The organism is Flagellimonas spongiicola (genome assembly GCF_023502425.1).
GTDB classification, from domain to species: Bacteria; Bacteroidota; Bacteroidia; order Flavobacteriales; family Flavobacteriaceae; genus Flagellimonas; species Flagellimonas spongiicola.
Genome location: NZ_JAMFMA010000003.1, coordinates 497,330 through 519,660 on the forward strand (window position 1 = coordinate 497,330; position 22,331 = coordinate 519,660).

The 22,331-nt window shown below is 39.8% G+C and carries 21 protein-coding genes and 1 tRNA gene; 17 read left to right on the top strand and 5 right to left on the bottom strand.

Features of this window, described 5'->3' with window-relative positions:
- The 8 genes from M3P19_RS13795 (at position 1) to M3P19_RS13830 (ending at position 8,293) form a co-directional block, all read left to right on the top strand.
- On the top strand, positions 1 to 1,209 hold the full coding sequence (locus M3P19_RS13795; protein ID WP_249658276.1) for an FtsW/RodA/SpoVE family cell cycle protein: 1,209 nt from the start codon (positions 1 to 3) through the stop codon (positions 1,207 to 1,209).
- On the top strand, positions 1,196 to 2,284 hold the full coding sequence (gene murG / locus M3P19_RS13800) for an undecaprenyldiphospho-muramoylpentapeptide beta-N-acetylglucosaminyltransferase (protein WP_249658277.1): 1,089 nt from the start codon (positions 1,196 to 1,198) through the stop codon (positions 2,282 to 2,284). The genes M3P19_RS13795 and murG overlap by 14 nt, the downstream gene beginning before the upstream one ends.
- The gene (gene murC / locus M3P19_RS13805; protein WP_249658278.1) at positions 2,281 to 3,633 is read left to right on the top strand and encodes a UDP-N-acetylmuramate--L-alanine ligase; all 1,353 of its coding nucleotides are present in this window, start codon (positions 2,281 to 2,283) and stop codon (positions 3,631 to 3,633) included. The genes murG and murC overlap by 4 nt, the downstream gene beginning before the upstream one ends.
- Positions 3,623 to 4,342, top strand: coding sequence for a cell division protein FtsQ/DivIB (locus M3P19_RS13810; protein ID WP_249658279.1), 720 nt, complete (start codon positions 3,623 to 3,625; stop codon positions 4,340 to 4,342). The genes murC and M3P19_RS13810 overlap by 11 nt, the downstream gene beginning before the upstream one ends.
- A 3-nt stretch (positions 4,343 to 4,345) precedes the next feature.
- Entirely contained in the window at positions 4,346 to 5,662 is a 1,317-nt protein-coding gene (gene ftsA, locus M3P19_RS13815; RefSeq protein WP_249658280.1) for a cell division protein FtsA, read from the top strand.
- Between the two features lie 28 nt (positions 5,663 to 5,690).
- Entirely contained in the window at positions 5,691 to 7,658 is a 1,968-nt protein-coding gene (gene ftsZ / locus M3P19_RS13820) for a cell division protein FtsZ (RefSeq protein ID WP_249658281.1), read from the top strand.
- 102 nt (positions 7,659 to 7,760) lie between these two features.
- Positions 7,761 to 8,213, top strand: coding sequence for a GatB/YqeY domain-containing protein (locus M3P19_RS13825; protein ID WP_249658282.1), 453 nt, complete (start codon positions 7,761 to 7,763; stop codon positions 8,211 to 8,213).
- A gap of 6 nt (positions 8,214 to 8,219) precedes the next feature.
- Positions 8,220 to 8,293 (top strand) — tRNA-Arg (locus M3P19_RS13830).
- Between the two features lie 192 nt (positions 8,294 to 8,485).
- Here M3P19_RS13830 and M3P19_RS13835 read toward each other — a convergent pair.
- Positions 8,486 to 9,127, bottom strand: coding sequence for a hypothetical protein (locus tag M3P19_RS13835; RefSeq protein ID WP_249658283.1), 642 nt, complete (start codon positions 9,125 to 9,127; stop codon positions 8,486 to 8,488).
- A gap of 812 nt (positions 9,128 to 9,939) precedes the next feature.
- Between M3P19_RS13835 and M3P19_RS13840 the strand changes: the two genes are divergently transcribed.
- The 9 genes from M3P19_RS13840 to M3P19_RS13880 all read left to right on the top strand — a co-directional run bounded on the left by M3P19_RS13840 (position 9,940) and on the right by M3P19_RS13880 (position 18,898).
- Entirely contained in the window at positions 9,940 to 10,248 is a 309-nt protein-coding gene (locus M3P19_RS13840; protein WP_249658284.1) for a hypothetical protein, read from the top strand.
- A 157-nt stretch (positions 10,249 to 10,405) separates the two neighbouring features.
- A complete protein-coding gene (locus tag M3P19_RS13845) occupies positions 10,406 to 11,134 on the top strand; it encodes a carbohydrate-binding family 9-like protein (RefSeq protein WP_249658285.1) in 729 nt (242 codons plus the stop codon).
- Between the two features lie 284 nt (positions 11,135 to 11,418).
- Positions 11,419 to 13,167 (top strand): PQQ-dependent sugar dehydrogenase, encoded by a 1,749-nt coding sequence (locus M3P19_RS13850; protein WP_249658286.1) that lies wholly within the window; start codon positions 11,419 to 11,421, stop codon positions 13,165 to 13,167.
- 54 nt (positions 13,168 to 13,221) lie between these two features.
- Positions 13,222 to 14,472, top strand: a complete 1,251-nt coding sequence (locus tag M3P19_RS13855; protein ID WP_249658287.1) for an amidohydrolase/deacetylase family metallohydrolase — start codon at positions 13,222 to 13,224, stop codon at positions 14,470 to 14,472.
- Positions 14,473 to 14,494: 22 nt separating this feature from the next.
- Complete coding sequence (locus M3P19_RS13860) at positions 14,495 to 15,595, top strand: bile acid:sodium symporter family protein (protein ID WP_249658288.1); 1,101 nt, start codon at positions 14,495 to 14,497, stop codon at positions 15,593 to 15,595.
- A 5-nt stretch (positions 15,596 to 15,600) separates the two neighbouring features.
- Positions 15,601 to 16,551 carry an RraA family protein gene (locus M3P19_RS13865; RefSeq protein ID WP_249658289.1) on the top strand — a complete coding sequence of 317 codons (951 nt, stop codon included), beginning with the start codon at positions 15,601 to 15,603 and terminating at the stop codon, positions 16,549 to 16,551.
- A gap of 31 nt (positions 16,552 to 16,582) precedes the next feature.
- Positions 16,583 to 17,050 carry a RidA family protein gene (locus M3P19_RS13870; protein ID WP_249658290.1) on the top strand — a complete coding sequence of 156 codons (468 nt, stop codon included), beginning with the start codon at positions 16,583 to 16,585 and terminating at the stop codon, positions 17,048 to 17,050.
- A gap of 11 nt (positions 17,051 to 17,061) precedes the next feature.
- Positions 17,062 to 18,294: an aminotransferase class V-fold PLP-dependent enzyme gene (locus M3P19_RS13875; protein ID WP_249658291.1), complete on the top strand. Its 1,233-nt coding sequence runs from the start codon at positions 17,062 to 17,064 to the stop codon at positions 18,292 to 18,294.
- Positions 18,295 to 18,322: 28 nt separating this feature from the next.
- Positions 18,323 to 18,898, top strand: coding sequence for a RidA family protein (locus M3P19_RS13880; RefSeq protein WP_249658292.1), 576 nt, complete (start codon positions 18,323 to 18,325; stop codon positions 18,896 to 18,898).
- 20 nt (positions 18,899 to 18,918) lie between these two features.
- Here the strand turns inward: M3P19_RS13880 and M3P19_RS13885 are convergent, their stop codons facing one another.
- From M3P19_RS13885 to M3P19_RS13900, 4 genes are all read right to left on the bottom strand, one after another.
- The gene (locus M3P19_RS13885) at positions 18,919 to 19,818 is read right to left on the bottom strand and encodes a helix-turn-helix domain-containing protein (protein ID WP_249658293.1); all 900 of its coding nucleotides are present in this window, start codon (positions 19,816 to 19,818) and stop codon (positions 18,919 to 18,921) included.
- Between the two features lie 24 nt (positions 19,819 to 19,842).
- Complete coding sequence (locus M3P19_RS13890) at positions 19,843 to 20,220, bottom strand: nuclear transport factor 2 family protein (RefSeq protein WP_249658294.1); 378 nt, start codon at positions 20,218 to 20,220, stop codon at positions 19,843 to 19,845.
- Positions 20,221 to 20,256: 36 nt separating this feature from the next.
- Positions 20,257 to 21,171 carry an alpha/beta hydrolase family protein gene (locus tag M3P19_RS13895; RefSeq protein WP_249658295.1) on the bottom strand — a complete coding sequence of 305 codons (915 nt, stop codon included), beginning with the start codon at positions 21,169 to 21,171 and terminating at the stop codon, positions 20,257 to 20,259.
- Positions 21,172 to 21,314: 143 nt separating this feature from the next.
- Entirely contained in the window at positions 21,315 to 22,247 is a 933-nt protein-coding gene (locus M3P19_RS13900; RefSeq protein ID WP_249658296.1) for a helix-turn-helix domain-containing protein, read from the bottom strand.
- Positions 22,248 to 22,331: the final 84 nt, after the last annotated feature.

The following is a 22,331-nucleotide window of genomic DNA, read 5'->3' on the forward strand; positions in this document are numbered from 1 at the left end:
ATGCTTTCGGTACTAAGAAATTTGAAAGGGGATAAAGCTATATGGGGACTCGTGGCCCTATTGGCCCTTTTCTCATTTTTGCCAGTTTACAGCGCGAGTACCAATCTGGTTTACGTTAATGACGATGGAACCACTGTTGGTCACTTGGTGAAGCATGCCGTACTTCTTTTTCTCGGATTTGGGATAATTTACGCAGTCCACAGAATACCAACCCACTATTTCAAGGGTCTTTCCATAATTGCGTTGCCTATTGTTTTGATTTTGTTGGCGTATACCTTGACTGTGGAAACGCGTATAGGTGGAGTTACAGCTAATAGATGGATTAAAATTCCATTTGTAGGGGTCAATTTTCAGACTTCTACATTGGCTTCGGTGGTATTGATGATTTGGATTGCACGCTATCTCACTAAAATAAAGGATACAGTAATTACATTCAAGGAAAGTATACTGCCCTTGTGGCTGCCTACAGTCCTAGTGGTTTTACTAATACTTCCAGAGAACTTTTCAACGGCCGCCATTATATCATTTATGGTTTTGGTGTTGTGTTTTCTAGGAGGTTATCCCTTAAAATATTTGTTCAGTATTGTTGGTGCTGGTCTTGTTCTTGGAGCAATGTTTTTGTTTGTAGTATTTAAGACACCAGAAGTGATTCCAGGACAACGTGCTACAACTTGGAAATCAAGAATTGAGACATTTTGGAGCCCAGAAAAAGCGGACAAAGATGATTTGCATCAATTAACGTTGGCAAAAATCGCAATAGCAGAAGGCGGTGTAGTAGGTAAGGGAGCAGGAAAAAGTGTGATAAAGAATATGTTGTCCCAAAGTACTTCGGATTTCATTTTTGCCATAATAATTGAAGAATATGGTCTTCTAGGGGGAGGAGCCTTGTTGTTTTTCTATTTGTTGCTGTTGTTCAGAATTGTGGTAGTGGCAAATTCATCCAAAACCATATTTTCAAAATTATTGGTTATTGGTGTTGGTCTACCCATAGTTTTCCAGGCGTTTATCAATATGGCGGTAGTGGTGCAGTTATTTCCAGTAACCGGTCAGCCCTTGCCATTGATTAGTATGGGGGGAACATCCATTTGGATGACATGCATGGCAATTGGGATTGTCTTAAGTGCTAGTAACAAGAAGGAAAATTTAGAGGAGGAATCCTTAGAAATAGATGAAACAAACCCTTTAGAAGTATTGAGTGGGCAATTATAGGTTCATACTTTCTGGTGGGGGAACAGGTGGTCATATTTATCCGGCCATTGCCATAGCAAATGAGCTAAAAAAGAGGTATCCAACGGCTGAATTTTTATTTGTTGGAGCCAAGGATAAAATGGAAATGGAAAAGGTGCCACAGGCAGGATATCAAATAGAAGGTCTGTGGATTAGTGGAATACAAAGGAAACTGACATTCAAGAATCTCATGTTTCCATTTAAACTGATAAGTAGTTTGTTGAGAGCACGCAACATAGTAAGAAGCTTTAGACCAAATGTAGCTATAGGTACTGGAGGATTTGCCAGTGGGCCATTACTGCGTATGGCGGCAGGTGCCAAGGTGCCATGTGTCCTTCAAGAACAAAATTCCTACGCAGGCATTACCAATAAGTTATTAGCGTCCAAAGCCAAAAGTATTTGTGTTGCTTACGATGACATGGAACGATTTTTTCCAGCTAACAAAATTGTGAAAACAGGGAATCCAGTACGTCAGGATTTGGTGGATTTAGAGGTGGGTAAGGATGAAGCTTCAGCGCACTTTGGGTTAGTCCCTAAAAATAAAACTGTACTTGTTCTTGGTGGAAGTTTAGGTGCGAGACGAATCAATCAATTGATTGAAAAAGAGTTGGAGTTTTTTAAAGCTAAAGGGATTCAGCTTTTATGGCAATGTGGTAAGCTATATTATGAAGACTATAAGCAGTACGAATCCAAGACGGTAAAAGTCCATGCGTTCCTAAATGATATGGCGCAAGCATATGCCGCGGCCGATTTCATTATTTCACGGTCCGGTGCAAGTTCAGTTTCGGAATTGTGTTTAGTTGGCAAACCTGTGCTATTTATTCCATCACCTAATGTGGCAGAAGACCATCAAACAAAGAATGCTTTGGCATTATCTTCCAAAGGAGCGGCCCTCTTACTGAAGGAAACAGAGTTGGATGCAAAATTCCAATCGGTTTTTGCGGAATTATTGACCTCTGAAAACACACAAGACGAATTATCCCAAAACATAAAGAAGCTGGCATTGCCCAAGGCTACCCAGCACATTGTGGATGAAATAGAAAAACTACTCAAATGAATTTGAAAGACATACATAGGGTCTTTTTTATCGGTATAGGCGGCATAGGGATGTCGGCCTTGGCACGGTATTTTAAGCATTTGGGCAAAGAAGTGATGGGTTATGACAAAACACCTTCCCCAATCACCAAAGATTTAAATCTATCAGGGATTGATGTGCATTTTGAAGATGCGGTAGCACTGATCCCGGAGAATTATAAGAATATAAATGACACTTTGGTCGTCTACACGCCGGCGGTCCCTCAAACACATACCCAACTATTGCATTTTCAAGATTTGGGATTTGAGGTGAAAAAACGTTCTGAGGTATTGGGGATGATAACAAGGGATACGTTTTGCTTTGCCGTTGCAGGAACGCATGGTAAAACTACTACCTCTTGTATTTTGGCGCATTTACTTAAGGAGACACAAACTCCATTTACCGCATTTCTTGGAGGTATCTCGGAAGATTTTAACAGCAACTTCGTATTGGAGGGGATTGAAAATTCTGTGGTGGAAGCTGATGAATTCGATCGTTCGTTTTTACAACTTTCACCTAATGTCGCATGCGTTACCTCAATGGATGCAGACCATTTGGATATTTACGGAAATTCGTCCGAATTGGAATACTCCTTTCGGGAATTCGTAAAGCGAATTAAGCCCAATGGAAAACTATTGGTCCGCAATGGACTACCATTGGAAGGAATCACTTTTGGAATAGAAGATGATTCTGATTACAGTATTAGGAACATAACCATTGAACAGGGTACCTACATATTTGATTTGATAACACCGAAAGCGGTTTTGGGTCAAGTCAAGTTCAACAAACCAGGCAGACATAATCTGCTTAATGGATTAGCGGCTTTTGCAATGGCGGTACAGGCTGGTTCCCCTCCGTACCGCCTAGCTGAAGCATTGGGAACATTTAAGGGGGTGCAAAGGCGGTTTTCATATCAAATAAAGGAAAAGGATTTTGTTTTTATTGATGACTATGCGCATCATCCCACAGAAATAAATGCAGTACACGATGCGATCCGGGAAATGCATCCAGATCAATTGATCACTGCAGTTTTTCAACCCCATTTATACTCAAGGACGCAGGATTTTGTGGATGATTTTGCACAAAGTCTTTCCCAGTTTGATGAAGTATTGCTTTTAGAGATATATCCTGCAAGGGAAAAACCTATAACAGGAGTTACTTCCAGTTGGCTTTTGGAGAAAATAGACAATCCAAGAAAGCAACTGGTCGATAAATCAAATTTGATTGATGAGTTAAAGAAAAATGAAACAGGAGTTTTGGTGACCATGGGGGCCGGTGATATTGGTCTTGAGGTGCCAAAAATCAAAAAAGAATTGGCGTATGCAAGTTAATTGGAACCACTTAAAGCTTGTTTTTCTGTTTCTAACGGTTATTGCATTATACAGTTTTGCGGATTACCGGAGTAGTCAGAAAAATGTGGATGATATTGTTGTTAAATTTTTGGGAGACAACGACTTATATCTCACGGAAGCCTCAGTTAATAAATTGTTAATACAAAATTACGGCACGGTAAAAAATAGGCCCAAAGAAGAATTAGTTTTGAATACCATAGAGGAGGTATTACTGTCCAACGATATGGTTAAAAACGCCCAAGTCTATCTTACTGTAAACGGAGAACTTATATCCAAGATTGTTCAGAGAAAGCCAATTGGAAGGGTAGAGGGAGTCTCCAAATTTTATTTGGATGATATGGGTAAACGTATGCCCATGTCCCAGAATCATTCCGCTCGGGTACCTATAATCACAGGTAAGATTACAGGTAAATCCCTGGAGGATGCCTATGTTATTTTGAATTATATCAACGAAGACGATTTTCTAAGGAAAAATGTCATCGGAATACATATTGAGGAAGAAGGAAAGTACCAACTAAAATTCCGACTGGAAAATTTTGTCGTGAATTTGGGCGGTGTGGACAACCTTAATGAAAAGTTCAAAAATTTTATGGCCTTTTATGCTAAAGCTGCCAAGGATAAATCCTTGGAGAAATATGCAATAGTAAGTTTAGAATTCAGCAATCAAGTGGTTTGTACCAAAATTTAAAGTATGGAACAGGGTAAATATTCAGTTGGCTTGGACATTGGAACTACCAAGATCGTAGCGATTATTGGAAGGGAAAACGAATACGGTAAGATTGAGATCCTGGGAACAGGAAGATCTAAAAGTTTGGGCGTGCATCGAGGCGTTGTGAACAATATCACCCAAACCATCTCATCAATTCAACAAGCGGTGGAACAAGCCGAATTGAATTCAGGATTGAAGATTGGTTCTGTGGTAGTAGGTATTGCAGGACAGCATATTCGCAGTCTCCAGCACAGCGATTACATCACAAGACCCAATTCGGAAGAAGTAATCAATGATGACGACCTGGAAAAGCTTTGTAATCAAGTGTACAAGCTGGTAATGCTTCCAGGCGAAGAAATCATCCATGTATTGCCGCAAGAGTACAAGGTAGATGGGCAATCTGAAATAAAGGAGCCTAAAGGAATGTATGGCGGTCGATTGGAAGCCAACTTCCACGTTGTTGTAGGTCAGGTTTCATCAATAAAGAACATAGGTCGCTGTATAAAAAGCGCCGGACTGGATTTAGGTAACATTACTTTGGAACCACTGGCATCTGCAGAGGCAGTGTTAAGTCAAGAGGAAAAAGAAGCAGGAGTCGCATTGATTGATATAGGAGGTGGTACCACGGACTTGGCAATTTTTAAAGATGGTATTATCCGCCATACTTCCGTAATACCTTTTGGCGGAAATGTAATTACAGAAGACATTAAGGAGGGCTGTTCAATTATTGAAAAACAAGCAGAACTCCTAAAAATGAAATTTGGTTCCGCATGGCCTGGTGAAAACAAGGATAATGAAATTGTTTCAATTCCTGGATTACGTGGTCGCGAACCCAAGGAAATCACGTTGAAAAACTTGTCCAAGATTATTCATGCTAGGGTTGTGGAGATTGTGGAACAAGTGTATGTGGAAATTAAAAACTACGGCCACGAAGAGCAAAAAAAGAAACTAATTGCCGGTATCGTACTTACCGGTGGAGGAAGCCAATTGAATCATTTGAAGCAATTGGTAGAATATATCACTGGGATGGATACCCGTATTGGTTATCCTAACGAACATTTGGCTGGGGATTCCGATGAGGAAATAGCCAGTCCATTATATGCAACGGCCGTTGGGTTGCTAATGAATGCTTTGGAAACCACAGCCAATCAAAATGCCACTGAGGAAGAGGCGGTATTGGAAGAGGAGAAGGTATTGGTAGGGCAAGAGCATGTTGGAAGCCCATCTAGTAAAGAACGTAAATCGATATTTGACAAATGGTCTGAAAAATTAAAAGACTTTTTGGATAACGCAGAATAATAACCCCATTAAACGAAACAAAACTGTCATGAGTAAGAGCACCGAATTTGACAATATCGCTTTTGATCTCCCCAAAAACAAAAGCAACGTGATTAAAGTAATCGGCGTCGGAGGTGGTGGTGGCAATGCCATCAATCACATGTTCCAAGCCGGAATAAACGGAGTGGACTTCGTCATCTGTAATACAGACGCCCAAGCGCTTCAAAACAGTCCGATTCCAAATAAAATCCAACTGGGCGTATCGCTTACAGAAGGATTAGGAGCTGGCGCCAATCCGGAGGTTGGTGAGCAAGCAGCTTTAGAAAGTATGGAGGAAGTTAAGGCCATGCTGGAAGGTAATACCAAAATGGCATTTATTACAGCCGGTATGGGTGGGGGAACTGGAACAGGTGCTGCCCCAATCATTGCAAAGGTCGCCAGAGAGATGGATGTGCTTACCGTCGGAATTGTGACCATTCCTTTTCAATTTGAAGGAGCAATGCGTAACAAACAGGCCCAAACCGGGATTGAGAAACTGCGAGCTAATGTGGATTCACTGATTGTTATCAATAATAACAAGTTACGTGAGGTATATGGTAATTTGGGGTTCAAAGCAGGTTTTTCAAAAGCGGACGAAGTATTAGCTACTGCTGCTAGGGGGATAGCAGAGGTAATTACGCACCACTACACACAGAATATTGACCTTAGGGACGCTAAGACCGTATTGTCCAAAAGTGGAACCGCCATTATGGGGTCTTCCACAGCTTCTGGTTCCGCTAGAGCTAGCGAAGCAATCATGAAAGCGCTGGATTCGCCATTGTTGAATGACAACAAAATCAATGGTGCCAAAAACGTATTGTTGCTCATCGTTTCAGGAACACAGGAAATTACAATTGATGAAATAGGGGAAATCAATGATTTCATTCAAATTGAAGCTGGTCATGGCGCAAATATCATCATGGGTGTTGGGGAAGATGAAAACCTCGGTGATGCTATCGCTGTTACTGTTATCGCTACGGGTTTCAATGTTGATCAGCAAGATCATATTGTAAACACTGAGAGCAAGAAAGTATTCTACACTTTGGAAGATGAACAAACCGCAGAACAGGATCTAACACCTGAGGCAACATCCGTCCAAGAAATCAAGGTTGAAAAAACGCCGGTAATAGAGGAACCCAAGGTTGTAAAGCACACCTTGGAAATGGAGGAAGAAACCATTACGCCTGAACCGCCAAAAAAAGAATTGGAGTCTGATTTGATTCCAACCACAAATTATATCCGAAACTTCAATGTTTTCTACGAAGAAGTAGTTCCTGAAAATGTGGAAGATGATTTTGTTATCGTAGAAGCCAAGAGCATTTTAAATAACATTGATGTTGTTGAGCCAGAGGTTGTAGCTCCAAAGGCCGAAGAGGATCAATTTGCATTGACTTTCGATATGCCTTTAAATGCCGTTGAACAAGAAGAGGATGAAGAACAGCATACCATCACCTTTGATTTAGACAACGACACAATCAAGGATATAGATGTAAAGGAATACGTAGAGGTAAAGCCAGTATTGGAATACAACAAAGAAAGTGAGACCCGCTACAATCTGGAAGAATACATGGAACTGGAAACCCAGTTAACCGGAGCTAGATCAGTGGCTGAGACCCATGAACCCAAACTAGTGGAAAACGAGTTGGTATTTGAGAAGAAGACCATTACACCAGAAGCCTCACAAGGCGAGGGCAAACCATCAGGGGACATGGATCCTATGAATAGTTCCATAAGTGATATGCTTAAGGACAGGGCCGATGAACGTAGAAAAAAGCTTAAGAATTTCAATTATAAGTTTCAGAACAACAGGAACAGTATTGATGAAATTGAGAAGCAACCAGCTTATAAAAGACAAGGTGTAGATCTTTCTGAAACACCAAAGGAACAAAAAGTGTCACGCACCACTTTGAGTGAAGACAGCAATGACGAAATGCAATTGCGGTCCAACAACTCGTTCCTGCACGATAATGTTGATTAGTAGTGTTTAAATTGTATCCATTTTAAATGGAAATGATAAGCCCGATGGTTAAGAGACTTTCGGGTTTATTTTTTATCTTCGCAGCCCAAAATAAATTGGATTATGAGTTTGCAAGCACAGGTTATGACAGAGATGAAGGCCGCAATGAAAGCGAAGGATACTTTGGCTTTGGAGGCATTGCGAGCTATTAAATCGGCCCTATTGCTAGCAGGAACTGAGAAGGGAGCTGCTGGTGAATTGTCTGAGGCAGATGAGATTAAATTGGTGCAGAAGTTGGTAAAGCAACGAAAAGATAGTGCAACCATCTTTCAAGAACAAGGAAGAGCGGATTTGGCTGAACCTGAGTTAGCTCAAGCAGCAATAATCGAAAAGTTCTTACCGGAGCAATTGACGGCAGAGGAAATTGAGAAAGTCGTGGTGCAAACCATAGATGCAGTAGGCGCAGAAGGAATGAAAGATATGGGTAAGGTCATGGGAATCGTGTCCAAGGAATTGGCCGGTCAAGCAGATGGCAAAACCATTTCAACAATTGTAAAAGAGAAATTAAGCTCTTAATTAAATGGCCACGTAGCTCAGCTGAATAGAGCACTGGATTTCGGCTCCAGCGGTCGGGGGTTTGAATCCCTCCGTGGTCACGAATAAATAAAAAAGCTTCACGTCAAATCAAGTTTACTTGAATTTGTAAGTGGGGCTTTTTTATTTTCAAAGCGGAGCTTTTAAGGGATGCCGAGAAAAGGGAGGAATCCCTCCTAACCCTAAATTCAACTTCAAGTTTACTTGAGCGTTTTTTTTTGGACTGTTTTCACAGCGAAACTTTGTCAGGACAATCAGTCAACATCCTTCAAGGTTTGTACAATACGAATCTCAAAATTACGGGTGAGCTTGTTTCTATCTTTTTTTAAAAAGTGTTTTAAAAGTTGCTTCTCGGTTTCATCGTATTCAAATTCATCCAAGACATCCAATAAATCTGCACTTGCCAAAATTTTCGCGTAGTGTTCATTGCGTACTTCAACCACAAAATTTACCAAGGTATCCACTTCCTTTTGCTTAATGTTCAAGAATTTGGCCATTATCGAATTCACATACTTGGAAAAGTAGATGAAGCCAAATATGGTTGCAACAAAAATCAAAGAGTAGAGTAGATAGTATTGCTCTTGAATCCATTTCTCGTCCCGAAACACGTATGACAATTGAAGCGAGAATATTATAATGGGAACTGAAAGGGACCATTTATACGGATTGAAGAAAAAGGCCGTTGCCAAAATCAAAATCGTTAATGTTTGGCAAATGGTCCATAAAAAAACATCCAAGCTGGTATAATATTCAAATTGATACGCAACTTGGATGTCAAAATACTCTACAAACTTATCAGTGTATATTAAAATACCTGAGAGTAGAACTAGAAATGTTCCAAAAGCCCTAGTTACTATTGTTTCCGGGTCTTCTGATATTTTTGGGTGTAACTTCACCCGTTGGTTTGATAGTTTCGAAAAAAGTTTTGTCATTAATCTCATTGTATACTTGTTCTTGTTCTGAGATTGAAGATTTTTCACAGGATATCGACATGATTGCGATACCAAATACCAAAGTCAAAGTTTTAATTACATTTTTCATAATAAAAAGTTTAATACAGCCATCGGAGCCTTGTACACACTTTTTATCAATCAAAAATGATAGGGAAAACGGTTCTTGCAAAATCCCACATGATAAAACCCCGATTGGCAAATAATAATTATTGAACCTGTGCTCGGGAACCAACAGGAAATAGATTTCGGTTTTTCCTTTACGCTATCTGAGCAGGAATAGATTGTTGGAGATTGAATTGTTCCTGAATTATAGTATAATATATTTCTATATAATACGTCGGAAAAATAGGGAATAAATTTAAAACCAGATTACACGAAATCCTTAAAAATTTTAAGTGTTTTCAGTAATACATTCACTTTAAAATCAACCACTTGTGCGTTTCATGTTTTGTATATTGCCCCCAATAGGTACAAAGGACCGGAGTTAATCCTGTCGGCAATGAGCTAGGTTAACCCCTAGCTTTTTGTTTATGATGGTATATGGTCAACTGGCTCATATTAAATAGGGTACACATGAATCCATATCAGTCCTAGCATTACAAAATGAAATTAAATTAAAAATGAAATAATAGTACCCATATTGGCGATTTTTCAACCTCCTAAAAAAAAATTAAGCCAGTAAGAACATTGGGTTTCCTTGAATAGACAAGGGATTAACCCAATTCAACTCAACAATAGATAAATGTAATTGAAGTATGGCGACGACACCGAATCTTGTAAAATATTTGTCCAAGGAGGTTAAGGACATGGATATGACAATAAATGGAGTAGAAAAGGAAGTCCTTGAGGCTTTGCGAAAGTTTTTTAGCCCTAGAGTAAAGGGAGAACATCATTACTATATACAAACACTTTATCAAGAACGCTGCTTCTTGCTATCGGTTGGAATACGTAAATCCAGGAAAATTGCAGCGTCACGCGTTAAAGTACCATTTGGTCCGGATATGGTGGAGGAAATTTGTGAGAAGTTGTCAGAAAAATTAAAGGAACGCTACCGGCTAGGGTAGAAAAAGGAGCTTAAATATTCCATCGAAGTCCATATTTTCCATCCATCTTTCTTAAGCGCAGGAAAGATGTTGTGGCCTCGTTTTCAACAATATAAACCTAAGTTTTATGTAAAAGCTCTATCTTTTGCTGTTGAAAATCATAAGTCAAACCTCATAAATGCGGATCAAGCCGTTTCTTTGTTTTGTTCTTTTCATGTTATTTTGGGCCTGCGATGATACTAATCCAAAGGAGGTTAAAAAAATGATTGTACAGGAAATAGCATTTGAAGGTGCCATTACTTTAGATACGGTTGCAAGGTTGTTGGACGAGCATTCTCAAACACATTATCTAAATGAAGTAAATTGGGAAGCTTTTCCATATCAACCAAAGGTAGGCTTTAAAATTGCCCATAGTAATAATCAGATTTGGCTAAAGTACGAAGTGGAAGAAGAATACATCCTTGGTGAAAAAACCGAGCCCAATAGTTTTGTTTTCCGAGATAGTTGCGTAGAATTTTTCTTTGACCCGCTTTCGGATGGTAACTATTACAACTTTGAAATCAATTGTATTGGAACAACGCTACTTGCGCATGGGCCGGGACGAAGGCCAAGGCAATATGCTTCTGATGATGTGATTCAAAACACTTTGAAACGTGCTTCTTCCTTGGGTACTCAGCCTTTTAGTGAGAAGGACGGAGGACATTCCTGGGAGATTACAATTGTTATACCAGCAGAAACTTTGACCCAAAACCCGGATATTCAATTGAAAGGCTTAAAATCTCGCGCTAATTTTTACAAATGTGCAGATGGCACCTCCAAAAAGCACTATTTGAGTTGGAATCCAATTCAAACCAAAAAACCAGATTTTCATAGGCCCGAGTATTTTGGGGAATTAGTGTTTGAGTAGTTGTTCGTCTTTTGGTTTTTCTAGGAAAACAACAGTTGATTCAGTCGACTTATCTTCATTTTTTAACAGGGAATAACCCATAATTTGACGGTCATGGTTGAAAACGTGTTGAACGCCTTGTTTTGATTGTAGTTTGGTCTAAATCTTTTGTTTTAAGTAAGTTAAGAAAGTAGTTTTAAAGGGAGTATCCATGGTCTTATAGATTATAATGCTTCAATATGATGTCATTTCGTATCCTTTGATGTCATATTAATAGTATTATAACTGACCTTGAGCAACACCTTATGAACAATCAACCATCAACCAAAAAACACACCATTTGTATCAAATTACTTTTGGTTCTTCTTGCTACACCAATCCTTCTTGTTCAATGCACAAAAAAAGAAAATGGACCCAAGAATGCTGGCTTGTTTGTGCCTGATGGATTTGAAGTCGTTACGGTTGTCGACAGCACGGAAGGGAAGGTTCGGCATATGGCCGTTACAGAGGATGGTTTTCTTTATGCCAAACTCCGAAATTCCAGTGCAAAAGGTTCAATTACCGTATTTGAGGATACAGACGGTGATGGAGAAGCCAATACTATAGAAAGTTTTGGGTCCTATCGCACAAGTCAAAAATGGAGTTATGCCACAGGAATGCATGTGTACAATGGGTACCTCTATTTTAGTTCAGAATTGGTTGTTTATCGCTATAAGTTAAAGCCTGGTACTTTGGTTCCCGAAGGCGATATGGAAATCGTCTTTACAGATGACCATCCACATGGTAAGCATGAACATATTGGTAAACCTTTGGCTTTTGATGATGAAGGCCATATGTATATTCCATTTGGAGCACCTTCAAATGCATGTCAAAGCCCAAAGAGAACACCTGGTGCACCAGGGTTGGATCCCTGTCCACAGTTGGAAGATCATGCAGGTATTTGGCGATTTGATGCCAATAAATTGAACCAGACCCAAAAGGACGGTGTTAAGTATGCTTCTGGAATTCGCAGTGTTGTAGCCATGGATTGGAATCCTGCCGATAAGAATCTTTATGTGGTGGTTCATGGTCGGGATGATTTATTGCGACTTTTCCCGGATAAATACGACCCGTGGCAAAGTGCATTATTGCCTTCGGAAGAATTCATAAGAGTTACAGAAGGTTCGGATTTTGGATGGCCTTATTGTTACTATGACCAAATTCAAGAAAAGAAAGTTTTGGCGCCAGAGTATGGTGGTGATGGACTAATAATAGGGCGTTGCGATCAATATGATGATCCTATTATTGGGTTCCCGGGTCATTGGGCACCTAATGATTTGGTGTTTTATCAAGGGGATACCTTTCCAGAACGCTATAAAAATGGGGCCTTCATCGCATTTCATGGTTCAACCAATAGAGCTCCTTATCCCCAATCAGGATATTTTGTAGGCTTCGTTCCCTTTGAAAATGGAAAGCCCTCCGGTGGGTATGAGGTTTTTATTGATGGTTTTGCAGGGGTTGACCCTTTGGAAAGTGTCAATGACGCGGTTTATCGTCCTATGGGTATTGCATTTGGTCCGGATGGCGGGATGTATGTTTCAGATTCTGTAAAAGGCAAAATTTGGAAAATCACGTTTACAGGGGATAGAGAAAATTTTGGGTCGGAGCAATTGGCGCAAATGGAACTTCGCAAAGAGTTATCCCACATAAGAACACCAGATAGGATAGCGGATAATCTGATGCGTGAAAATGTATCCGGTGGAGAGAAAACCTACTATACCTATTGCAGTGCATGTCATCAAAATGATGGTGGCGGAGCAACGGGAAGATTTCCACCAATAGCCAATACAGATTGGGTAAATGGTGATAAAGAACGACTCATTAAAATTATGCTGGAAGGCATGGAAGGCAGTATCCAAGTGCATGGGGAAACCTATAATGGAGTTATGCCACAGCATAGTTTTTTATCCGATAAAGACATTGCTGAGGTACTGACATACATCCGCACGAATTTTGGGAATAAAGCCAGTGCCATAAGCACAGATGAGGTAAAATCAATTAGGGATAACCTTTAGGTTATACTGCAATTGGGGTCGATGGCCTGCAAATAGGACTACAATTACTGAAAAATGAGAACACATATTAGAAATTTGGGATGTATTCTACTCGCATTGATTACGGTGAATGCAATGATTGCCCAGGAGTATGATCTATTGATTAATGACGGGCATGTTATAGATGTCAAAAATGGGATAGACCAAGAAATGGATGTGGCCATTTTGGATGGAAAAATCGCTAAAGTTTCCAATAGGATACCTTCTAATCAAGCAAAAAAGACAATAGAAGCTAAAGGTTTTTATGTTGTGCCAGGCTTGTTGGACATCCATACCCATAACTTCCATGGAACGGTTCCATTTGGTTACCTGAACAATAGTTTTGCGGCATTACCACCAGATGGATTTACTTTTAGAAGTGGTGTGACTACTGTGGCAGATGCTGGTAGTTCTGGATGGAAGGATTTTAGGAAATTCAAAGAACAGGTGGTAGATCGCTCAAAAACTAGGGTGTTGGCCTTTCTAAATATTGTGGGATTGGGAATGAAAGGTGGAGCCATTGAACAAGATGTTTTGGATATGGATCCAAAGTTAACCGCAATGATTGCCAAACAATTCCCGGATATTGTTATAGGGATAAAACTGGCACATTACAGTGGATACAATTGGACGCCAACAGAACGTGCTGTAGAAGCTGGTGAAATGGCCAATATTCCGGTAATGATAGATTTTGGCGGCAGTGAACCTGAACTTCCCATTGAAACCTTGTTTTTGGAAAAATTGAGACCTGGGGATATTTTTACCCATGCTTATGCACATGTAAACGGCAGAACCCCAATTGTTGATGAAAATGGAAAAGTTCGGGATTATGTTTTTAAAGCCCAACAACGCGGGATTATTTTTGACGTAGGTCATGGTGGAGGTAGTTTTTTGTTTGAACAAGCGGTCCCAGCCATGCAGCAGGGATTAAAACCCAACTCAATCAGCACGGATTTGCATACAGGTAGTATGAATGGGGGCATGAAAAGTCAAATCAACGTCATGTCAAAGTTTCTCAATATGAATATGCCTTTGACCGAAGTTATTGCAGCATCCACTTGGGAACCCGCCAAAATCATTCAACGGGAAGATTTGGGACATTTATCTGAAGGCGCTGTGGCAGATGTAGCAATCTTGAATCTCAGAATGGGAGAATTTGGCTTTATTGATGTCAGAAGAAAAAAGATCAACGGGGATAAAAAACTGGAATGTGAACTTACCTTGCGAGAAGGTGAGGTAGTTTGGGACCTTAACGGTATTGCAAGTAACCCTTGGAACAAAAACTAACGTAAAATCAATTGACCAACTAATGAAAAAACCATACAAACTACTTTTAATTGCCGCTCTGGTATTTCTAATAGCAGCTATTGTAATGCTCATTTTGGGTTATGGTGCGCAAAGTGGACCTGCTATAGTGTTCTTTTTCTTGTTATTGGCTTTGGCCATACGAGGGCATAAAAAATTCAAAGGATTCTCCTTTACGGTGTTGGTATTTGCTGCCGTTAGCGTTTCCATGTTTTATCCGGCATATTTTACCAGTATTGGCAGTTTTCAATTGAAATCACTGATAGTGCCCCTTTTGCAGTTGATTATGTTCGGTATGGGTACGGCAATGAGCATCAAGGACTTTGCAGGAGTAGTTCGTATGCCAAAGGGTGTTTTGGTAGGATTGCTATGTCAGTTTACTATAATGCCTGTTTTGGGTTTTGCTATTGCTACCTTATTTGGTTTCCCAGCCGAGATTGCAGCCGGAGTAGTGCTAGTTGGTTCTTCACCAAGCGGTTTGGCCTCAAATGTAATGGCCTATTTGGCAAAAGCGAATCTTGCATTGTCGGTTACATTAACCGCTGTCTCCACGGTTTTGGCGCCTTTGATGACGCCCCTTCTTATGGAGTCTTTTGCAGGACAATTTGTACCGATTGATTTCGTAGGAATGATGCTCAGCATCGTTAAGATTGTGATTTTACCCATTATAGCAGGTTTGTTGTTCAATTACTTTTTCCATGGTAAAGCAAAATGGTTGGATAAGGCTATGCCAATAGTTTCCATGGCTGGTATCGCGTTGATCATTGCTATCATAACTGCAGCTGGTAGGGACAGTCTTTTGACCATTGGACTCTTTCTGATTTTAGCGGCTATCATTCATAATATAGCGGGTTATTTCCTTGGCTATTGGTCTTGTAGGGCTCTTAAAATGAAAGAACAGGATTGTAGGACCATTGCGCTAGAGGTGGGTATGCAAAATGGCGGATTGGCATCAGGTATTGCATTGGAAATGGGTAAAGTGGCCACCATTGGCCTTGCACCAGCTGTGTTTGGGCCATGGATGAATATTTCTGGTTCATCATTAGCAACCTGGTGGCGAGATCGAGACCCGAACAAGGAAGTGGAAAATACTGATAAAACATAATTCAAATGAAAAAACAAACATATTCAATGATGATTTGGCGAGGAAGAGTTCTTTTTACAGGACTGTTTTTGTTCCTGTTGAATATCGGGCTCGCCCAAACAATGACCAAGGAGCAAATGCTATTCTTGACGCCACAATGGACAGGAGAACGTTTTGAGGATGGTCGTCCTAAAGTAGCGGATGATGTTTTAGAACGCATGAAACAAGTTACCATCGAGGAAGCCTGGGGTGTACTCCGAAATGAAGGTTATCACAATCAATTTGAAAGTGGTTGGCAGCCATTGCATGATGATGTTCCCATTGTTGGAAGAGCACTGACCGTACAATACATGCCCAATCGACCAGATGTGTCAGATCAGATTAAAAGCAAGGGCAAATCAGATGGGAGGATTGGAAACACCAATTCATGGCCTATAGATATGCTGGTTGAAGGCGATGTCTATGTTGCAGATGCCTTTGGTAAAATCGTAAACGGAACACTAATTGGTGATAACCTCGGGAATTCCATCTACGCCAAATCTAAGAATGGTGTAGTGTTCAATGCATCTAGCAGGGATATGGAAGGGCTTTCTGAAATACAAGGATTCAATGCTTTTGTACGTGGTTGGGATCCATCGTTTTTAACTGAGGTGATGTTACTTAGCATCAATTCGCCAATTCGGATTGGAGCTGCCACTGTGCTTCCAGGGGATATCGTTTTGGCAAAACGCGAAGGTATCATGTTTATTCCAGCACATCTGGCTGAAAAGGTAGTTGTTACATCAGAAGTAGTAAGATTAAGAGACCTTTTTGCAATAACGCGATTAAAGGAAGGAAAATACACACCTGGACAAATCGATAATAAATGGACCGAGGAAATTGAAAAGGATTTCTCAGACTGGCTACGAAGTCATATCGATGAGCTGCCTGTTCCAAAGGAACAAGTACGGGAGCTATTGAAAAAACGAATGTGGTAAGAATCAGAACAACAAACAAAACAATATAATAATGGAAAGAACAGATAGAAGATCAGCATTTAAAAAATTAGGAATGGGAGTTGCAGCCCTTTTGGGTGCAGGGTCCGTTAAAGCAATGGGGAAATCTCCCAACCCTAAAAAAGAAGTAGTTGGGGCTATAGTGCAGGACAAAAAGGTTCCATTGTTTTCTGGGGCAGTAAAACACGGAAACACCCTTTATGTGGCCGGTAAGGGCGCGCATTTTGAAGGCGATATCAAATCACATACCGACCATGTTCTTAAGGAAATTGAAAAGGAATTGGTTAAAAACGGTTCTTCCATGGATAAGGTACTCAAGGTGAATGTGTATTTGCATGATTTAAACGATTATCACGGCATGAATGAAGTGTATCGTGGACGATTCGGGGATAATCCACCGGTAAGAACCACGGTGGCCGTGTATGGCGGAGTGCCAGGGGATTCCTTGGTGGAGATAGATTGTATAGCAGCAGTGGATTAAAATTTGATGAAATGAAAAAATCACAGGATAAACTTTCGAGAAGAAAAATATTGAAAACCCTTTCCAGTCTACCTGTTGTAGGTGGTTTGGTTGGAACTGGCTTATTAAGCCCACAAATGATGCATGCGGCCGTGGAAACACCGGCATCGCGTAATTTTTTCAAGGAATTGGGAATACGCACCTTTATCAATGCTGCGGGGACCTATACCTCAATGACAGGCTCCTTGATGTCTAATGAAGTTTTGGAAGCCATTTCGTTTGGGGCTACTGAATATGTGAATTTAGACGAACTCCAAGACAAGGTTGGAGAGCGAATTGCGGAATTATTGCAATGTGAATATGCTACGGTCACATCTGGGGCATTTGGGGCCATGTCAATAGGTACAGCTGGAGTCTTGGCAGGAATGGATGAAAAAAAGGTGGCCCAATTACCAGATTCAACGGGTATGAAAAATGAAGTGATTCTTCAAGAATCACACAATATTGGTTATTCTAAAGCTTTGACCAATGTTGGCGCAAAATTGGTTTGGGTCAAAACCGCCAAGGAATTAGAAAAAGCCATTACTAAAAATACGGCTATGCTCTGGTTCTTGAATGCCAATACGGAACAAGGTGAAATTAAAAGAGAAGAGTTTGTAGCCCTTGGTAAAAAGCATGGAATACCCACTTTTATCGATTGCGCTGCGGATGTTCCACCAGTGGATAACTTATTTAAGTTTACCAAAATGGGATTTGATTTAGTCGCTTTTTCTGGCGGAAAAGGAATTCGAGGACCGCAAAGTGCCGGTTTATTGCTTGGAAAGCGCAAATATATTAAGGCTGCCAGATTGCATACACCGCCTAGAGGAACCACTATAGGACGCGGTATGAAAGTGAACAAAGAAGAAGTACTGGGAATGTTGGTTGCGCTGGAAACCTATTTACAGAAGGACCACAAAGCAGAATGGCAACTTTGGGAACGACAAATACAATTGATCAGCGACAGTGCCTCCTCGGTCAATGGCGTTAAAACGGAAATACACGTGCCGCCTCATGCAAATCATGTACCATCTCTTCGAATAACTTGGGATGATACAGTGGTCAAAATTACTGGGGATGAAGCTCGAAAAAAACTCAAGGAAGGTCACCCGTCCATTGCTACTGTAGGCGGCAAGGACAATATCGGTATTACAACGTGGATGATGGTTCCAGGTCAAGAGCGAATTGTGGCACAACGGGTGAAGGAAGTACTCGAAAACGCTTAAATTTATACCAAACCAATAAATTTTAGATATGAAGACCGTATTGCGTACGATGCTAGCTATGCTTTTCTTGGCAGGATGTGGAACAGCTCCTGAAAAAGCTGAAGTCTCTACTGAAGAAACGCCAATAGTGCAGAAGGACCCTAACTACAATCCGGAAGCTAAATTGGAGGAATTGGGTATCGTGCTAAGTGAACCTTCGGCTCCAGTAGCCAATTATGTTAATGCGGTACGCACCGGAAATTTAATATTCTTGGCTGGAAAAGGACCAAAGCAGGCCAATGGTGAATACATCACAGGTAAAATTGGTCAAGACCTTACCATTGAAGACGGATACAAAGCTGCTAGACTTACCGGGATTAATCAACTTGCGGTGTTGAAAGCCGAATTGGGTGATTTAAGTAAGGTAAAACGAATTGTAAAAGTTTTGGGAATGGTAAATGCCGATCCAGAGTTCACGGATCATCCAAAGGTGGTTAACGGGTTTTCGGATTTAATGGTCGAAGTATTTGGAGAAAAAGGGAAGCACGCACGTGCTGCCGTAGGTATGGGATCATTACCAACCAACATAGCTGTAGAAATAGAGATGATAGTGGAAGTGGAATAAGAATTCAATTTTGTTTTGGATTAATTTAATTGCTGTTTAAGAAAAGATTTTGGACTCATACCCGTTTCTCTTTTGAACATTTTGCTAAAGTTTTGAGGGTAATCAAACCCTAGTTCATAGGCAATTTCACTGATGGATTTTAAACTTCCAAGTAGTTCATCCTTAGCTTTTTCAAGGATGAACTGATTGATATGTTCCTTACCACTCTTCCCTGTTTCTGTTTTTAGTGTATCACTTAGATAACGTTGTGAAACCGTTAATAGCTCTGCGATGGTATTGAGATTGGGGAGCCCGTTTAAGTGGTCGTCTTCATAATAACGTCTCAATTCAGTATTGAATTTATCTAATAGCTTACTTGACGATTCTTGACGATTTATAAATTGACGTTTGTAAAAGCGATCTGCAAACTTGAGCAACGTTTCAAGTTGGGAAATGATGATGTCCTTGCTAAACTCATCTTGGTTGTTACGATACTCAGATTTAATAGTATCGAAAATGGACTGCATTATATTCTCTTCCTTAGGAGATAAGTGCAATGCTTCATTAATTGTGTATGAAAAATAACCATAGGCCTTGATTTTATCAGATAAGCCTGTCCCTCTAATAAAATCTTCATGAAAGGTGATAAAAAAGCCTTGGTCCTCAATTTCAATAAAATCATCCCATTGTGCAATTTGGCGTGGAGCCATAAATACCATAGCTCCATTTGCAAAATCATATTTGGTTCGCCCATAGGATAGATTACCTGAAACAAGTTTCTTTAAGGAAATGGAATAAAAATCATTCGTAATAGGTGGGGAACTATCCCTAAAACCATGCATAAGTGTGGAATCAATGGGAACTACACTTAATAAAGGATGCTCTGGCCTAGGAAAATTGAGATACCCTAAGTATTCCGATAAACTGCTAAAATGCTTCATAGGAAGGTTAGATTTGAACGATTTCTATTCCATTAATTTTGCCTTTAGCTTTCTAGCCACCACGGTATCATATATGATTTTGAGTTTGCTTATTTTGTTTTTCGCATCAAACTCAATGATGTCAACTACATCAAACTCCACGAACATATCGTTTTTTAATGACCATTTGTAGGTAAAATACAACGCTAATTGATTGGAGTTGGCATCTTGAAAAATTCCGTTTAAATGCAATTCGGAATTCTCTGTATCGTTATTCAGTTTGATGTAAAACTCACTGGCAGGCAGCATACCATATAAAGGAGAATCCACAAGCGCATTTGCTGTAAACAAGCTTAATAAATTCTCAATATCCCCTTTTTCCAAATGATTTAGATATGAACTTGCTACTTGCTTTCTATTCATTGTATTAAGGTTATAGTACCATCAAGTTAACCATTATTAATTTACATAAGTATCGAACCAGGCAATCATTTGCTCAGGATTTTCACCAAAGTAATTGTATCCATCAAAACGCTTTGTGGTCCCTTCAACCCAATATAATTTTTTGTTAGCTGCACCAAGACTATCATAGGTTTTTTGTACATCGTCTGGAATAGTCCATGCGTCTTCCTTTGTTTGGATGATAAACGTTGGAACCTTAACATTATGCGCATAGTGATGAGGAGACATATCACTACTCTTAAATCCTCCCAATTTTAGTTGTTCCTCATCCAAAACTTCCATGTACTCACCTAAACCCATATTGTTGAGCGTAATTTGCGTCATAATATGCATGGATGCAGGTTGCGGGCATACAAATGCCTTTACATCCTCAAAATATTCTGGATGTTTTGTCTTTGCGACCATTGCGGCATTCCCTCCAGCACAGGGATTAAATAGACCAACTTGCATATGTTTTAATCCATCATGATTTTGAACATACTGCATTGCACCAACAACATCTTGGTATTCCAACAAACCTACCCCAGAGACATTGTCGTTTGCAGAAGCACTTTCCCCGTGGTTTCTTAAATCATAGGTAAACACATTATAGCCTGCTTTATTTAAGGCTTTGTATATATTTAAAAAATTTACTTCAACATCTTGAAATTGATTCCATGGATCCAAATGCCCAGGAAATCCATAGCGATTGAACGTCATAGGATGGTTACAGATAATCAATTTGTTGGAATCTTGAAATGGAATATACCATGCTTTCAATTCAACTCCATCCATGGATTTAAAAGTCACGTCTTCGTACTGTAAATTATAATCCGCGGGTGTTTTAAGAAAAGGGGTTGGATGATCCACTTTTACCAAGCTATACGCCAAACCCTTAATCGTAGTTAATTGTTCATTGGATATTTGTGCCATGATTATTATTTTGAATTTACTTGGTACAAAGTTCCAATTGATATTTCACACAAACGTATGCCGTTTTACGGATTTTGTATTCCATTTTACATAAAGAATGAATCAAAAGCCCCGGAAGTTTTCTTTGGTAGTAATCGTCTGGATTAATTCAATTGCATCTCAATATAGGCCTTAGGACTCATGCCTACTTTCTTTTTAAATAAACGGGAGAAGTATTGCGGATACTCAAAACCTAATTTATAGGCTGTATCGCTAATGGAATTATTAGGATTTAATAACATGTTCTTCGCCTCATCGATTAGGTAAAGATTGATTTGATCAACTGCTGTTTTTCCGGTTTCCGCTTTTATGGTATCGCTCATATAGCGATGACTAATACCCAATTGTTGCGCCATCCAATCCACAGTTGGAATTCCTCTCACTTCAAGTTGTTGGGTCTCAAAATAGACGTTGAGAACATTCCGAAATCGCGTAAACAATTCTTGATTGATGTCTTTTCTATTCAAAAATTGACGCTTGTAAAACCGATCTGCGTATTTAAGTAGAGTTTCCATATGGGAAAGGATAATCTCCTTACTAAACTCATCTTGATTGTTGTGGTATTCAATCTTAATGCTGTTGAATATGGATTTCATGAGTTCTTCTTCCCTAGGAGATAGATGTAATGCCTCGTTGGCGTGGTAATTGAAGTAGTTGTACTTTTTTATTTTTTCAAAAAGAGGACTTCCGTTCAAATAATCTTTATGAAATGCAATATGATAGCTTTCGGAACTGTATACCATTCCTTTAAATGATAGACTTTGGTTGGGAGCCGTAAATAGTAGTGTTCCATTGGTGCAATCGTATTTTGTACGACCGTAAACCAATTCTCCCGAAAGTATTTTCTTAAAGCTTATGGCGTAAAAATTACTGGTAATTTGTATCGGCTCGTCATAATTTTCGCTTTCACAATTTGCAAATTCATCAGCTTTCAGTGCTGTATGGATAATACTAAAAAGTGGATTCTCCGGCGCTGGAATATCGAAATGTTTATGAAAGTCCGTAATGGATTTAAACTGGTAACTTGGCATCTTCATGTAATCAATTCGTATTAAAGTTACGTTTTTGAGCGATTTAAACACTCAAAATCTTAACGCAATGATTTTTGTATTTCAATCTTA